At 37.4% G+C, this 14,925-nt stretch carries 14 protein-coding genes; all 14 read left to right on the forward strand.

The annotated features are described in order from the left end of the window. Positions 1 to 439 precede the first annotated feature (439 nt). The 14 genes from ACOQFO_RS13700 (at position 440) to ACOQFO_RS13765 (ending at position 14,837) form a co-directional block, all read left to right on the forward strand. Complete coding sequence (locus ACOQFO_RS13700) at positions 440 to 1,399, forward strand: glycosyltransferase family 2 protein (protein WP_421690226.1); 960 nt, start codon at positions 440 to 442, stop codon at positions 1,397 to 1,399. After that, positions 1,400 to 2,881 carry a lipopolysaccharide biosynthesis protein gene (locus ACOQFO_RS13705; protein ID WP_421690227.1) on the forward strand — a complete coding sequence of 494 codons (1,482 nt, stop codon included), beginning with the start codon at positions 1,400 to 1,402 and terminating at the stop codon, positions 2,879 to 2,881. It abuts the gene before it with no gap. A gap of 69 nt (positions 2,882 to 2,950) precedes the next feature. Beyond that, positions 2,951 to 3,850: a glucose-1-phosphate thymidylyltransferase RfbA gene (gene rfbA, locus ACOQFO_RS13710; protein ID WP_421690228.1), complete on the forward strand. Its 900-nt coding sequence runs from the start codon at positions 2,951 to 2,953 to the stop codon at positions 3,848 to 3,850. Next, a complete protein-coding gene (gene rffA / locus ACOQFO_RS13715; RefSeq protein WP_421690229.1) occupies positions 3,851 to 4,990 on the forward strand; it encodes a dTDP-4-amino-4,6-dideoxygalactose transaminase in 1,140 nt (379 codons plus the stop codon). A 21-nt stretch (positions 4,991 to 5,011) separates the two neighbouring features. Beyond that, positions 5,012 to 5,689 (forward strand): sugar transferase, encoded by a 678-nt coding sequence (locus ACOQFO_RS13720; protein WP_421690436.1) that lies wholly within the window; start codon positions 5,012 to 5,014, stop codon positions 5,687 to 5,689. Positions 5,690 to 5,729: 40 nt separating this feature from the next. Further along, positions 5,730 to 6,941 carry an O-antigen ligase family protein gene (locus tag ACOQFO_RS13725; protein WP_421690230.1) on the forward strand — a complete coding sequence of 404 codons (1,212 nt, stop codon included), beginning with the start codon at positions 5,730 to 5,732 and terminating at the stop codon, positions 6,939 to 6,941. Between the two features lie 4 nt (positions 6,942 to 6,945). Continuing rightward, positions 6,946 to 7,701: a WecB/TagA/CpsF family glycosyltransferase gene (locus ACOQFO_RS13730; protein WP_421690231.1), complete on the forward strand. Its 756-nt coding sequence runs from the start codon at positions 6,946 to 6,948 to the stop codon at positions 7,699 to 7,701. A 12-nt stretch (positions 7,702 to 7,713) separates the two neighbouring features. Continuing rightward, positions 7,714 to 8,904: a hypothetical protein gene (locus ACOQFO_RS13735; protein ID WP_421690232.1), complete on the forward strand. Its 1,191-nt coding sequence runs from the start codon at positions 7,714 to 7,716 to the stop codon at positions 8,902 to 8,904. 72 nt (positions 8,905 to 8,976) lie between these two features. After that, a complete protein-coding gene (locus ACOQFO_RS13740; RefSeq protein ID WP_421690233.1) occupies positions 8,977 to 10,305 on the forward strand; it encodes a nucleotide sugar dehydrogenase in 1,329 nt (442 codons plus the stop codon). Between the two features lie 21 nt (positions 10,306 to 10,326). Further along, a complete protein-coding gene (locus tag ACOQFO_RS13745) occupies positions 10,327 to 11,349 on the forward strand; it encodes an NAD-dependent epimerase/dehydratase family protein (protein WP_421690234.1) in 1,023 nt (340 codons plus the stop codon). 278 nt (positions 11,350 to 11,627) lie between these two features. Further along, positions 11,628 to 12,347 (forward strand): YveK family protein, encoded by a 720-nt coding sequence (locus ACOQFO_RS13750; RefSeq protein ID WP_421690235.1) that lies wholly within the window; start codon positions 11,628 to 11,630, stop codon positions 12,345 to 12,347. Continuing rightward, entirely contained in the window at positions 12,325 to 13,017 is a 693-nt protein-coding gene (locus tag ACOQFO_RS13755) for a CpsD/CapB family tyrosine-protein kinase (RefSeq protein WP_421690236.1), read from the forward strand. Before ACOQFO_RS13750 ends, ACOQFO_RS13755 begins: the two co-directional genes overlap by 23 nt. Positions 13,018 to 13,334: 317 nt before the next feature. After that, positions 13,335 to 13,589, forward strand: coding sequence for a hypothetical protein (locus ACOQFO_RS13760; protein WP_421690237.1), 255 nt, complete (start codon positions 13,335 to 13,337; stop codon positions 13,587 to 13,589). A gap of 1,032 nt (positions 13,590 to 14,621) precedes the next feature. Next, positions 14,622 to 14,837, forward strand: coding sequence for a WbqC family protein (locus ACOQFO_RS13765; RefSeq protein ID WP_421690238.1), 216 nt, complete (start codon positions 14,622 to 14,624; stop codon positions 14,835 to 14,837). The last annotated feature ends 88 nt before the right edge of the window (positions 14,838 to 14,925 follow it).

Below are 14,925 nucleotides of genomic sequence, written 5' to 3' on the forward strand. Positions count from 1 at the left end.
TTAACACATAGAGCCTATATGATAGACATGGTTGGACCATCGTATCGAATATTAGATACAAAAGAATGGCTAGAAAATAGTTCAGTTTAAGTGGCTCAGTTTTTAATTAATAAATGGCTCAAATTTTACTTGCGAAATACACTGGGACACTTTTACTGTCCCCAACGTCCCACCCACACGTACAACTGGGACACTTTTACTGTCCCCAATGTCCCTACCCAATCTCCCTACCGCGAAAAGACATTTAAAATCTATAATGAGAGAATATAGGAAACTTTTGTCTCATAGAATACTAAGAAAATTGGAATATGAATTTCATGAGTTTGTAGGGAGGAAGTTGTTGGACAAAAGTGACAGGGTAGTTACATTTGGACGAGGGATAAGTACCTAATCATGACGCCTACTTCCAGAGAAATATTGAAATAGGAGAATCCAAACCATGAGTGACATTTTAGTGAGCATCAATTGTATAACGTACAATCATGAAAAGTATATTGCAGAGGCGATTGAAAGTTTTCTTATGCAGAACACGGATTTTAAGTTCGAGATTCTTATTCATGATGATGCTTCAACAGATCGGTCAGCTGAGATAATACGAGAATATGAGCAAAAATATCCAGATCTCATTAAGCCAATCTATCAAACTGAAAATCAGTATTCGAAAAAAGTTCAAGTGGACAGGTTAAATACTGAAAGAGCACAAGGGAAATATATTGCGGTTTGTGAAGGCGATGATTTTTGGACAGATCCATATAAGCTGCAGAAACAAGTGGATTATATGGAAGCACATCCAGAAGTGAGTTTATGTGTCCATGCAGGGGATGTCGTATTAGCGAAGGATCGAAAGGTTCTTCGAAAAAATCGACCAAGTAAATTTAGCAGGTTCTTAACTGTGGAAGAGATTATCAAATTAGGTGGAGATTTTTGTGTCACGAGTGCGATGTTTTACAGAACTGAACTTGACCGCACAAGACCTGATTTTTTCAATGTGATGCCGGATATTTCCGACTATCATTTAGGAATCAATTTAGCTTTACAAGGTGCCGTATATTATATGGATGAATGTATGTCGGCATACAGAGTAGGGGTAGTGGGCTCTTGGACAGTTAGTAATTATAGCAATCTAAAGAAAAAGAAAGAGCATAATCAAAGACTCTATCAGATGCTCGATGAGATTAATGAATACACCAACTATCAATATAATGAGACGATTCAACATACAAAAAATGAATTAGAGTTATTGCTTCTCTTGGAAGAGAGAAAGTTCAAAGAAGCAAAATCTGATGTTTATAAAGAGATTTATGCAAGCTTTGGTGTTAAAAGAAAAGTAATCATTACCCTAGATAAATATGCACCAGCACTTTCTAATTACTTAAGAGCAGTTAAAAGGGGATATTAAATGGGTTATGGATATGAAATAACAAAAGTGAAAGTTATTTCATCACTCCTTTGGAAGATTGCTGAAAGAATGGGTACTCAGAGCATTCAGTTGCTCGTCATTATATTACTAGCTAGACTACTACTTCCAGAGGATTTTGGATTGATTGTCATTGTGACAATTTTCATAACGATTGGTGGATATATCGTTGATAGTGGATTTACTGAGGCACTTATTCAGAAAAAAGACGTGGATGAGCTAGATTTCTCTTCCGTTTTCTATTTAAACCTTATCACCGCAAGTCTACTCTATATTATATTTTTCTTCATCGCACCTGTCTTAGCTCATTTTTTCTCAGCAGACGAATTAACAATAATTATAAGAATTCTATCAATTTGTCTATTTTTTAATGCGATTAATTCCGTACAAAATGCGATCATTTCACGACAAATGCAACATAAAAAACTATTCACTAGTGGATTCTCGGCCATTCTCATATCTGGAATCGTTGGCATTACAATGGCATTGATGAATTTTGGTATTTTGGCATTGGTTGCTCAGCAGTTAACTCATCGCACTTTATTGACATTTATACTTTGGTTCACAGTCAAATGGCGACCTCTGCTCTACTTTTCCTTTTCGAAAATACGGACTCTCTTTTCTTATGGATGGAAACTTCTCTTATCTACTCTTCTCTATTCATCCTATCTTCAACTACATAATTTTATCATTGGGAAAGTTTTTAGTCCAGCAGTATTAGGGTTTTACAGTAGGGGGATGCAATTCCCAAGCATCATTGTGGACAATATTAACGGCTCGATCCAAACCGTCCTATTTCCAGCTATGGCATCACAACAAGAAAATATAGAGAAAATGAAAGCCATGCTTCATAGATTAATTGTTTTAAGTTCATTTATCACTTTTCCGATGATGGTAGGGTTAGCAGCGATTACCGAGCCATTAGTCTTAGTTTTATTAACTGATAAGTGGTTGCCGACTGTACCTTTACTTCAAATTTTTTGTGCTTACTATGCTTTATGGGCCATTGATATTTCCAATTTACAAGTTATTAAGGCGTTAGGAAGAAGCGACTTATATTTAATACTTGAAATCGTAAAGTTAGTGAATGGCTTGATTATTCTTGTAATTGGAATTCAGTTTGGTATTTCCGCTCTGGCAATTGGAGTGTTTGTGAATGGACTTATAGGGACGATTGTAGGGGGCGTAATTGTTTCACGATTGCTTAATGATCATGTGTGGAATCAATGGAAGGGAGTTATCCCGACATTACTAATTTCGTTATCGATGGGGGCTATCGTTTATAGTATTAAATTTATCGGACTTTCTAGCTTCCTAACGCTAATGATTCAAGTCGTCACAGGAGTCATTATTTATGTTGGTTTAGCAATAGTTTTCAAGAATAAAAGTTTCACAGATTTGCTGTCGTTATTTAAAACTCGTAAAGAGAAACATCTTAAGTTAGAAGGCGTTTCAAATCATTAACATATGAGAACCTTTTTACTTCTTAAGACACGCCAAGTGAAATTGAAAATAAGGAGAATCCAAATTAAATTGAAAGGCATTATTTTAGCAGGAGGATCAGGAACTAGGCTCTATCCATTGACGAAGTCAGTATCGAAGCAGATGTTGCCAGTTTATGATAAACCAATGATTTACTATCCACTGTCTGTATTAATGTTAGCGGGTATTCGGGAAATTCTTATTATTTCTACTCCGAGAGATTTTCCAAGTTTTCAACAATTATTGGGGGATGGAAAAGACATAGGAATAGTAATCGAATACCGAGTGCAAAATGAGCCGAATGGTCTAGCTGAGGCATTTATTATCGGTGAAGACTTTATAGGGGATTCTCCAGTGGTGTTAATATTAGGGGACAATATTTTTTATGGATCGAACTTTGGAAATCTTTTAGTCTCTGTTTCGAATATGAAAAATGGTTGTCTAGTATTCGGTTGTTATGTGAAAGATCCACGAGCCTATGGGGTTATTGAAGTGGATGATGATTTAAATCCCGTTTCTATTGAAGAAAAACCTGAACATCCAAAATCATCTTTTGCTATTCCTGGACTTTATTTTTTTGACAATAAAGTCGTGGACATTGCGAAAACTGTGAAGCCATCCAAACGTGGAGAATTGGAGATTACCTCTATTCTTAATGCTTATTTAAAAATGGGTGAATTAAAGGTAGAACTTCTAGGAAGAGGACTCGCATGGTTTGATACAGGAACCCATGAATCCTTGCTTGAAGCATCACAATTTGTAGAAACGATTCAAAAAAGGCAAGGCTTGTATATTGCTTGTATCGAGGAGATTGCCTTCATTAGAGGATATATTACGAAAGCTAAATTAAGAGAAGTGGCGAAGCCTTTGATGAAAACAGAATATGGAAATTATTTGTTAGAAGTATCACGGAGTAAAAACGAAAAATTAGTGATGAAGGAGTTTTCGTAGATGATTCCATTTAACTCTCCAAATGTGACGGGGAAAGAGCTCGAATATATTCAAGATGTCATTAAATGTAGAAAGCTAGCAGGGGATGGTAAATATACAAAGTTATGTAATAAATGGATTGAAGAAACAACAACAACAAAGAAAGCTTTACTAACTCCGAGCTGTACTCATGCACTGGAGATGGCTGCGCTACTTATTGATATTAAACCAGGTGATGAAGTTATCATGCCTTCCTATACATTTACTTCAACGGCAAACGCCTTTGTACTACGAGGTGCAACGATCGTCTTTGTAGACATTCGACCAGATACGATGAATATAGATGAAACAAAAATCGAAGAAGCAATAACTGATCGAACAAAAGCCATTGCACCAGTGCATTACGCAGGTGTTGCATGTGAAATGGACACCATTATGGATATTGCTAAGAGGTATGAGTTGTATGTTGTAGAGGATGCTGCCCAGGCGTTAATGGGGACTTATAAAGGGCGTATGTTAGGGACTATCGGACATTTTGGAACGCTTAGTTTCCATGAAACGAAAAACTTTATTTCCGGTGAAGGTGGAGCTCTACTTATTAATGATGAACGGTTTATCGAGCGAGCTGAAATAATTCGCGAAAAAGGTACGAATAGAACGCAGTTTATTAATGGAAAAGTAGATAAATATAATTGGCAAGATGTAGGGTCATCTTACTTGCCAAGTGAGCTGATTGCAGCATATTTATATGCCCAGTTCGAACATCTTAAGGAAACTTTGAACGATCGAATCAGCTTGTGGAATGATTACTATGAAAATCTTCAACAATTGGTAGAAAAAGGATTGATCGAATTACCGATTGTGCCTGAAGAATGCGTGCATAATGGCCATCTGTTTTACATTAAAGCGAAAAATGTAGAAGAACGTACAGCTTTGATGAAGTATTTAAAAGAGCAAGAAATCCAATTAACAGCCCATTATGTTCCATTACATTCATCGCCGGCTGGTATGAAATTTGGTAGATTTCACGGAGAAGATCAGTATACGACGATTGAAAGTGATCGATTAGTTCGATTGCCTTTATTTTCTGATTTAACTTCCGTTGAGCCTATTTACCAGGCGGTCAATCAGTTTTATCTCACCATGAAGTTGAAAGTGTAAGGTTGGTGAAGAACGATGGGAATGTCTTCTTTAAAGAACCGATCTAATGATGAGAACGATATTCCATTCCAACCTATCAAAGAAAAAAACAGAAAGATGTACGAACTAAATAAAAGATTGACAGATTTAATTTTAACAATTGTTGGGTTATTGCTTTTATCCCCAGTATTAGCTATTGTAGCGGTTTCAATAAAGATAGAAGATAAAGATGCACCTGTATTATTTAGACAAGTCAGAGTCGGTCGTGATGGAAAAGAATTTACAATGTATAAATTTCGGTCAATGGTTTTCAATGCTGAAGAATTAAAGAGTGGGTTAATTGATCGAAATGAAGTCGAAGGACCGATTTTTAAAATTAAAGATGACCCGCGGATTACAAAAGTTGGGAAAATTATACGGCGAACGAGTATTGATGAGTTGCCTCAATTATTTAACGTTTTAAAAGGGGAGATGAGCTTGGTAGGCCCAAGACCCCCCCTGCTACAAGAGGTTTTAAGTTATTCAAATTATGAACTTCAAAGGCTTAGCATCACACCTGGGTTAACTTGTTATTGGCAAGTGCGCGGTCGAAGTTCCCTTGGGTTTAAAGAAATGGTCGAGCTTGACTTGAAATATATTCAAGAAAGAAATGTTTTCGTCGATATGAAATTAATTTTTCGAACATTTTTTGTTCTATTTGGCTCTAAAAATGCATTCTAGTAAATAGTATAGAAATGTAAAAAAAGTATGGTGATCTCCTATGTATGAAAACTATAAATGGGAATATACAATGTTCTATTTGCTTTGGCCAATCATCATTTTTCCAAAACAACTTCAGATTGTTTTCATAGGGATCATTTTATGCTTTTTACTTCGTCAGGGAAAAATCATTTTTGATGGATTGAGCTATTTTTTTATATTTTATTTGGTCATTTATATAATCTCGATATTTTATAATTTATTTCTTCATTCCTACGAGTTTGATAGGATTCTTGCTACTTTTAATACGCTCAGTATTTGGATCATCGCAATGTTTTACTATTTACTTTATAAAAGTTACCAGCTTGACTTACAAGAGTTGGTGAAAATTGGGTTTGTCAATTATTGCATTTTAATTGGCCATTGGATGATAAGCCATATTTTTCATTACCTATTAGGTGTTAGTGAATTTAGTATATTTGGTCATTATCTATCAAACATCGAATGGTTTAGCGGGGTTCCGGTCTTGCGCTTTGTAGGCTTCATGGATTATGCGAATCTTGTAATAATGTTTTTCATGTTCTTTTACCCGCTATTTTGCATGTACGCTCTTCGGTTAAATCGTAGGTGGTTTGGTTGGTTTCTCATAGTTCTAGGAATCTTCCCGGTGTATAGCACCTATTCCCGGAGTGGGTATTTTATTATCTTACTTGGTATCTCACTTTTTATATTTCATCAATTTATCAAAAACAGTTCGATTGTAACGAGAGGATTTCTTTATTGTATTGTCGCCACGCTTTTGGTGATAAGTATTTTTTATACCAATTTAGTAGATAACCTTGAGTTGATATTTTCCGATGTTTATAACGCACGTGAAGGAAGTAATGATACTCGTTCCTATTTAATGGAAGAAAGTATGAAGGTAACGTTTGAGAAATCGCCAGTCATCGGGATGGGGATTAAAACGGATTCGAAATTAGGTTATCCATTAGGGTCCCATTCAACTTTTCTTGGATTTTTCTATAAGACAGGCATGGTCGGGTTTATCGTATGCACGGTGATGTTTCTCTTTATAAGCTTCAAGTTGCTGTTATTGAAAATGAAGGGTATTAGCAATTTGATGAAGTATTTTATCGCTGTATTGCCGGTAATGTTTCTTTTTGAAGATTTGGATGGCTCAAATTGGTTGATTGTTTTTTATTTTATTTTGTTAGCAGTTTTGTTCGGCAGGGATGCTAATGCACATAGTGATCGGCTTGCAAAGGATGGATGATGAAATGAAAACATTTATCGAAAAGGATTTATTTCTTGGAAGTATGAATGAGATGGTCGATCTTGTCATTTCTAATTCAATGAAGCGGATGAAGGTCGCTTATTACGCCATCAATTCGGATTGCATGTTGAATTATTGGCGAGACGCTGACTATCGGGAAGTCATTCATCAGGAGCATAGTTTTGCGTATGTGGACGGTATGGGGGTTATCTTTGCGCAGAAAATGCTGAAGCTGCCGACTGCGAAAGAGCGAATAGCAACCACGGATTTTTTTCCGGCACTGTGTGGGCAGTTAAATGGGTTGGAAAGTCCAATGCGTATATTTTTGCTCGGTGGAAGTGAAGGAACTGCTGAGAAGGTGAAAGAAAACTTTCAGATGACCTATCCAAATGTGCAAATTGTGGGGACACACCATGGGTATTTTGATAAAGAGAACAGTTCGGAAATAATCACTCACGTAAACTCGTTACAGGTTGATATTTTATTTGTTGGGTTCGGGAATCCGTTGCAGGAAAAGTGGGTTCATCGAAATTTTTCAGAGCTAGATGTAAGTACGATCATGACATGCGGCGGGTTATTTGATTATTATGCGAACAATGTGAAAAGGGCACCGGTATTTATGCAAAAGGTTGGGTTAGAGTGGCTTTTCCGATTGTTACAGGAGCCGAAGCGGTTATATAAACGGTATATTTTTGGCAATATCCAATATATTTGGAAAGTAATGTGTTTGAAGTTTCGTAAACCGTCGCTTTCAAAATAGAAAGGGGTAACAATGAAAATACAAGATGTGCATATCGTCATATTATCGAGTATTAAATGGGATTTTCTATGGCAAAGACACCAAATTATAGCGGAATATTTTTCTCAATTTACGCATGTGACCTATGTCGAAACGACGGGGCTTCGAAATCCTGCCCCATTCAAAGCGGTAGAAAGACTTTACCGTGGAATGAGTTTAAATCGGAAACGGAAAAAAAGAGAATCTGGTTCAAATGTAAATATACTACCTCCAATCGTCGCACCACCTACACTAAAATTGTTTAGAACAATTAATCAACATATTTTTACACCATCACTCGCTTCAAAAATATTAAACTACTCCAACAAACCTATTTTATTTATTACTTATTTACCTACTAGTACTTCGCTTTATTTAATGGACGAATTAAATCCAATTACAACGATTTATGACTGTGTGCTGAATTTTGAAAACTTCCCTGGCATTCCTAAGGATATTGTTCAAACAGAAAATGAATTAATTCATAAAGCGGATGCATTGATAGTAGATTCAAAGCATCTTTTTGAGAAGCATACAGGGAAGAAAGCGGTCATTCGGCGAATTCCTTCAGCGGTTGATTTTGAAAGCTTCTCTCGTGCTGCTGGTTTGGCTCATGGGGAGAGTTCGAAGTCAGGAGGAGGAAAGGTGAAGGCGACTTATTTCGGTGGGATAGACCAGTATCGAATGGACTGGGGAGTTATTGAGGAGTTGCTTAAAGCGGGAATAACGGTTGAATTAATCGGCCCTGCACCAGATGGAATTCCGATTAAACATGGTCAATTAATTCATCAAAAACCATTGCCTCACGAGCAATTGCCTTATGCTTTGCAGGATAGTGATGTTCTCATTTTACCTTATAAATTGACTGAGTTTACAAAGGGGACCTACCCAGCGAAATTATTTGAATGCTTTGCAACAGGAAAACCGATTGTCGCGACTCCATTACCAGACTTAATTCCATATGGGGATTTGATTGAAATCGCGGACAGCCCTTCATTATTTACAGAAAAAGTGCTTGCAGCTGTAAGTCGTGATGATGTTTTAAAAAGGACAAGCAGAATTGATTTGGCACGGGAAAATTCATGGGAAGTACGCTGTCAATCCTATGAGCAAGTGTTAGAAGAAGTATTGTTTGAAGTTTCGTTAAATGAATTAGTGAAGATTGGGAGTAGAGGTCGCGATTGAGCCTGGGTTGCTTGCGGTGGTGGGTGAGGGTATGCGTTCGTGACAGTGATGTGTGTAGAGGGGGATGACGATATGTCAAAAGGACAAGTTGCTATTGTGGGGTTTGGCTATATTGGATCAGTCATCGGGACAGTTCTAGCGGATAGAGGCTTTCAAGTCATCGGTGTTGAGAAAAATCCTCATATTTTGGACTGTATCCGAAATAAAAAAAGTCCTTTTAATGAGCCGAGCTTAGAAGAATTAATTCAGAGAACTGTTACTGCAGAGCGACTTTTTGTTTCGGCTGATCCTGCTAGTATTCGAGATTGTGAGACTGTCATTGTTACGGTTGGCACACCACTATCGGATGATTATCGAGCAGATACGACTCAAATTGAAGAAGCAATTAAAGCCATCCGACCATTTCTACAAAAAAATGTCCTTGTCATGATAAAAAGTACCGTCCCGCCATTTACTACAAGTGAACTTGTCGCTCCACTGTTAAGGGAGATTGAAGGGGTGAAAATCGCCTTTTGCCCCGAACGATTGGCTGAGGGAAATGCGATTCGGGAATTTCAATCTATACCTATTGTTGTAGGTGGAGTAGATGAAAGAAGTGGGAAAGCTGCGGCTCTGTTTTGGAAACAGGCATTGGATACAGACGTCATTGAAGTTTCTAGTGCCACAACAGCTGAGATGGTTAAGCTTTCGGACAATCTTTGGATAGATTTAAATATTGCCCTTGCAGGAGAGTTAGCGAAATTAGCGGATCGTTTGGGGATCGATGTGTTGGAAGTTATCGGAGCGGCGAACACGTTGGTGAAAGGTGCTAAAGGGCAGCATGTGAATATATTAACACCTTCTGTCGGAGTAGGGGGCTATTGCTTAACAAAAGATCCGTGGTTTGTGCAGCAGTTAGGTTCTGAATACGGATTAGAACTGTTGTTGCCGAGGACAGGTCGCATTGTGAATGACGGTATGCCACTTTATTCCGCTTCTTTGATTCATAGTCATTTAAGTGAGCGATTTTCTGACCCGAGTCGAGTGAAGATCGCAGTAATGGGCATTTCATTTAAAAACAATACAAGTGATTGCCGATTCACCCCAACAAAACCAGTTATTGATGAACTTTTGAGTTTGGGATACAATTTGGAAATTTGTGATCCATGGACTTCGGAAGAGGATGAAAAATTAGTAGTTGCGGATTTACCGGTTAATAAGAATATTGAAGAGACGATTCGTGAAGCAGATTGTATAGCCTTTCTCGCTGGTCATCAGGAGTTTTATTCATTATCCATTGAACGAATTGCTGAATTGGGGAATGAGCACGCATTGATTTTTGATGGGAGAATGTTCTTTAAGCGAGAGGATATCGAGAAAATGCGCCGGTTAGGTTTAACTTATAAAGGTGTGGGTCGCTAAAAAAGGAAGGTGGAAATGAAGATGAAAAATTCCATTGTCATGGTGACAGGTGGGGCAGGTTTTGTAGGTAGTCATTTAGTTGAGGCATTACTGGCGAATGGAAATGAAGTCCATGTTTTAGATGTGGTACCACTTGAGCAAGCGAAAAATTTACAAGAAGTGCGGGACCATGAGAAATTGCATTATTTTGTAGGGGATTTGCGTAAACAGGAAGATATCGAGCAGTTTTGGCAAAAGGATGCGTCTGTCATTTTCCATCTTGCATCAGTTGTGGGGATTAAACATTACATAAGAGATCCGCTAAGCCTTGTAGATATTGTGGTCATCGGGACAAGACATATTCTTACAGAGGCCGCAAAATATAATACGAAAGTGGTTTTCTCTAGTACAAGTGAAGTGTATGGGAAAAACCCGGAAGTGCCTTGGTCTGAAGAAAGTGATCGTGTTCTCGGGCCTACCTATGTTGATCGGTGGAGTTACGCAACTAGTAAAGCTGTGTGTGAGCATATGCTTTACGGCATGAAGAAACAAAGTGGCTTGCCATTTGTTATTGTTCGTTTCTTCAATGTCTATGGCCCTCGCCAAAATCCTGACTTTGTCGTTTCACAAAGCATATATAAAGCAATGCGCGGCGAACAACCATTGTTGTACGACGATGGAAATATGACGAGATGTTTTACTTATGTGGAGGATATTGTTCGGGGCTTAATGATGGTGGCAGAAAACCCAGCTGCTAATGGTGAGGCCTTTAACTTAGGAAATTCAGTAGAAGTAAACATGCGCTATGTAATCGAGACTGTTCTTGAGATAACAGAAAGTAATGCGGGTTATCAGGAATACTTAACGGAGAAAGAATACGGAAAACAATATGAAGATATTATTCGCCGAATTCCACAAATCGACAAAGCCGCTGAACTACTAGGTTGGAAAGCTGAAATTCAACTAGAAGAAGGTATCCTCAAAACAGTTGAATGGGCAAAACAAAATCAATGGTGGCTAGGGGAAGGTGGGACATTGGGGACAGTAAAAGTGTCCCAACAGTAATCTGGGACATTGGAAGTGGGACGATGGGGACAGTAAAAGTGTCCCAACAATAATCTGGGACAGAAAGCCTGTCCCCAGTGTCCCAACAATAACCTGGGACAGTAAAAGTGTCCCAACTAAAATGGGGCAGAAAACATGTCCCAATCAAATCTAGTAGGGGGAAATGATTTGAAAATATATGAACTACTGGGGACAGTCTTTCTGTCCCAACAAAAGTGGGACAGAAAGACTGTCCCTGTTGTCCCGCCCCTGATCAAATCTAGTAAGGGAGAATGGCTATGGAAATATATGAACTACTAAATATTATTAAAAAAAGAATAGTTCTTATCATTTGTATTTTTATTTTCATTGTTAGTGGAACAACAGTTGCTAATTTTTTTCTTCTCCCTGAAATATATGAAGCAAAGTCTCAAATTTTAGTAAATCAAGCCCCTAGAGAAATAGACTTCGTCACTACATACGTTGAGACCGATATTCAATTAATCGAAACATACAATGAAATTATCAAAAGTCCAGCAATTTTAGATAAGGTTGTGGAAAAGTTAAAATTGGACGAAGAATCTGAAGAATTAGCTGAGAAAATTACCGTCTCTAATAATGATCGATCAAAGGTTGTGACAATCAAAGTAGAAGACCCTTCCCCTCAACGTGCAGTCAATCTCGTGAATACGATAGCGGAAGTTTTTAAACATGAAACACCTACGCTCATGAAATTAGATAATGTCAATATTTTAGCGAAGGCTAAATTTACGGAATCGATGAAACCTGTGAAGCCGAAAAAAATGCTCAACATTGCGATCTCAATAGTAGTCAGTATTTTCATAGGTGCAGGATTAGCTCTACTAATCGAACATTTTGATTCCAGAGTGAAAAATGAAGATCAGGTTGAAAAAATTGTAAATGCTCCAGTCATTGGTTATGTCAGTCCTTTTTCAACGAGAAACCGAAAGAAATCATATGGAAGGAGGAAACGGGTTGCAAAGAAAAAAGGTGAATGAAAAAGTAAATACAAAACCAAGAAATCTCATTAATTTGACCGAATCAAAATCCTATATTTCAGAACAATTTCGAACAATTCGCGCCAATATTAACTTCATCCTTAAAGACAAAGAACTTAAAACAATCGTCATCACTTCCTCCATTCCCGGTGAAGGAAAATCGACTAATGCAGCCAATATTGCGGTTGCCTTTGCGCAAGAAGGGAAAAAAGTACTTTTAATTGATGCAGATATGCGTAGACCGACAATCCATTACACCTTTTACTTACAAAATGAAACAGGGCTATCGAATGTCTTAACTAGAACAGCCCAACTCCAAGATACCATACAAGAGACACCTATCAATGGTCTAAATATTATTACGAGTGGCCCCATCCCACCTAACCCAGCTGAACTTTTAGCATCCAGTTACCTAGAACAATTGCTTGACGTAGTCCGTTCGGATTATCAAATCATCATATTTGACTCACCACCAATCCTATCAGCTTCCGATGCCCAAATCCTGTCTAATAAATGCGACGGTACCGTTTTAGTCGCAAACATAAATACTCTCAATAAAAACGATTTAAAGAAGACAACTCACAGTCTTCAATCCTCCAAAGCAAATTTACTTGGCGTCATATTAAACAATTATAAAATCGGGAAACCGAGTAATTATTATTATGATTAGGGTGGAGTTAGCGAGAAAAAGACTTGCTCAAACTATGCATTGAATAAAGAATGTATTACTGAAATGAAATCCTTTACCTTTGATGAAAAGGTTTGGGATTTTTTTATTTGTGATGGAAATGGCGTCATGGAATTTAAGTTTTGTTCCGAATGTTTTTTAGTTTTTTATTTCTTTATTTCTTTATTTCTTTATTTCTTGTAACATTTGCCTAGTCCATTGAATAATTATTTTTTAACAGTATTTTCGCGGATTGATTAAATTAAGTGAAACTGGTGAAAAATAGAAGTAAGATATTCCGTGGAAAAGGGTTGGTTGGATTGAATGATGATGGGCTTTTGATGGAGAAGCAAACAAATGCCGCTGCAACCGTGTCATTTTCGAATGCCATTTTGGGTTTATTTCTAAGTTTTATCCCTTTTGTTGGTTGGATATTTGCTCCGATTTGGATGATCGCGATTTTATTTGGCATGGTAGGCCTAATGAAAGGGCATAACCGCCGCCTTGCGGTTTATGGGATTTTGATCGGCTTATTTACTTTTGCTTATAAAATTGTGTTGTTTCAATTCGTATAGGTTCCTTTCACTTAGCTCCGTAAAATTCTGTCGAGTTTTAATGGGAGCTTTTTTTGTGCCCTGATTTCTACCTTCCACAGTGCCTTCAAATATCCGAGTTAGCCTTTTTATTTCCAATGCCCCATTTACCACCTACTCGTATTCCCTAAATAACTTATATTCACATCGATTGGCACCAATACAGTGCTATTTTACTATGATAAATATAATGGGTAAGTAATTTTTTAATGGAAATTTATTTTCTATGTCGATAGTTGGTTGATGTTATTCGTTTAACAGACCATTCAAGCTTCAACAATTCAGAAAGGTGAGTAAATTGAAAGAGAGATTGGTAGTAATTTTTGGCTAAATGACACTCCCGTTGAACATTTTACTGAAATACCAAATTGGTTAAAAAATATGGGAATATAGTACTCACTTCATTGGGTAGGGGAGCCATCACATTATTATTAGAGCAGGTTAACCCAACAAATAAATCTGTTCTTTTGCCTGAATATATTTGTGATTCTGTTATTGCCCCTTTTCGTGAAAATGGATATACATGTCATTTTTATGAAATGAACTTCCAAGTACTACTCGATGGTTTAAGTAATCTAAATTTTCTATCAACACCAGTAAAAGAACTCAAGGATGTCGTGTGGTTCTATGTGACCGAATGAGCGAGAAATCGGATTGAAAGGAAACATAGAGCCGTTCTATGTGACCAAACGCACAAGAAACCGAGGTGAAAGGTAACATAGAAGTGTTCTAAGTGACCGAATGAGCAAGAAATCGGGTTGAAAGGAAACATAGAGCCGTTCTATGTGACCAAACGCACAAGAAGCCGAGGTGAAAGGTAACATAGAAGTGTTCTAAGTGACCGAACGTTCGAGAAATTGGGTTAAAAGGTAACATAGAAACACTCTACGTTACCCATCGCGATTCAAATCACACCACGAACCACACCACAAACCAAACCCCACGCACACTCCCAACTTCTCACTTTTCCCCTCATGTAATCTCGGAGAATGAATCAGGAAGTAGGTATGGAGCTTGAAAGTATCGATTCATCAACCAAACTATTTACCTTGGATCGGCTATTTTAATAAATTAGATCAATCAAATTGTTTTGTTTTTCTAGATAAAGCGGATGTTTTAAAAGGTAGTGTATTAAACAGAAATTATATTTTATACCCCAACGGAAAAACGCTTTTAACCGTCCCGTTAAAAAAAAGGAGAGAAAGCGATTCATCAAGTTCAAATCCATAGAGATTATTCGATCAACAAGGAATCCATTAGTGAAGGATTTGTGATTCCGGCCAGACACTCAAATTCACTGTTGCCAAGCATGAAAATT

The organism is Ureibacillus sp. MALMAid1270 (assembly GCF_049202975.1).
GTDB lineage: Bacteria > Bacillota > Bacilli > Bacillales_A > Planococcaceae > Ureibacillus.

What these genes read in the sequence shown, in the direction of transcription:
- ACOQFO_RS13750 (WP_421690235.1), top strand. Translation starts at nt 11,628, where the DNA reads ATGGAAATATATGAACTACTAAATATTATTAAAAAAAGAATAGTTCTT.
- ACOQFO_RS13735 (WP_421690232.1), top strand. Translation starts at nt 7,714, where the DNA reads ATGAAAATACAAGATGTGCATATCGTCATATTATCGAGTATTAAATGG.
- rffA (WP_421690229.1), top strand. Translation starts at nt 3,851, where the DNA reads ATGATTCCATTTAACTCTCCAAATGTGACGGGGAAAGAGCTCGAATAT.
- ACOQFO_RS13740 (WP_421690233.1), top strand. Translation starts at nt 8,977, where the DNA reads ATGTCAAAAGGACAAGTTGCTATTGTGGGGTTTGGCTATATTGGATCA.
- ACOQFO_RS13720 (WP_421690436.1), top strand. Translation starts at nt 5,012, where the DNA reads ATGTCTTCTTTAAAGAACCGATCTAATGATGAGAACGATATTCCATTC.
- ACOQFO_RS13700 (WP_421690226.1), top strand. Translation starts at nt 440, where the DNA reads ATGAGTGACATTTTAGTGAGCATCAATTGTATAACGTACAATCATGAA.
- ACOQFO_RS13745 (WP_421690234.1), top strand. Translation starts at nt 10,327, where the DNA reads ATGAAAAATTCCATTGTCATGGTGACAGGTGGGGCAGGTTTTGTAGGT.
- ACOQFO_RS13725 (WP_421690230.1), top strand. Translation starts at nt 5,730, where the DNA reads ATGTATGAAAACTATAAATGGGAATATACAATGTTCTATTTGCTTTGG.
- ACOQFO_RS13730 (WP_421690231.1), top strand. Translation starts at nt 6,946, where the DNA reads ATGAAAACATTTATCGAAAAGGATTTATTTCTTGGAAGTATGAATGAG.
- ACOQFO_RS13705 (WP_421690227.1), top strand. Translation starts at nt 1,400, where the DNA reads ATGGGTTATGGATATGAAATAACAAAAGTGAAAGTTATTTCATCACTC.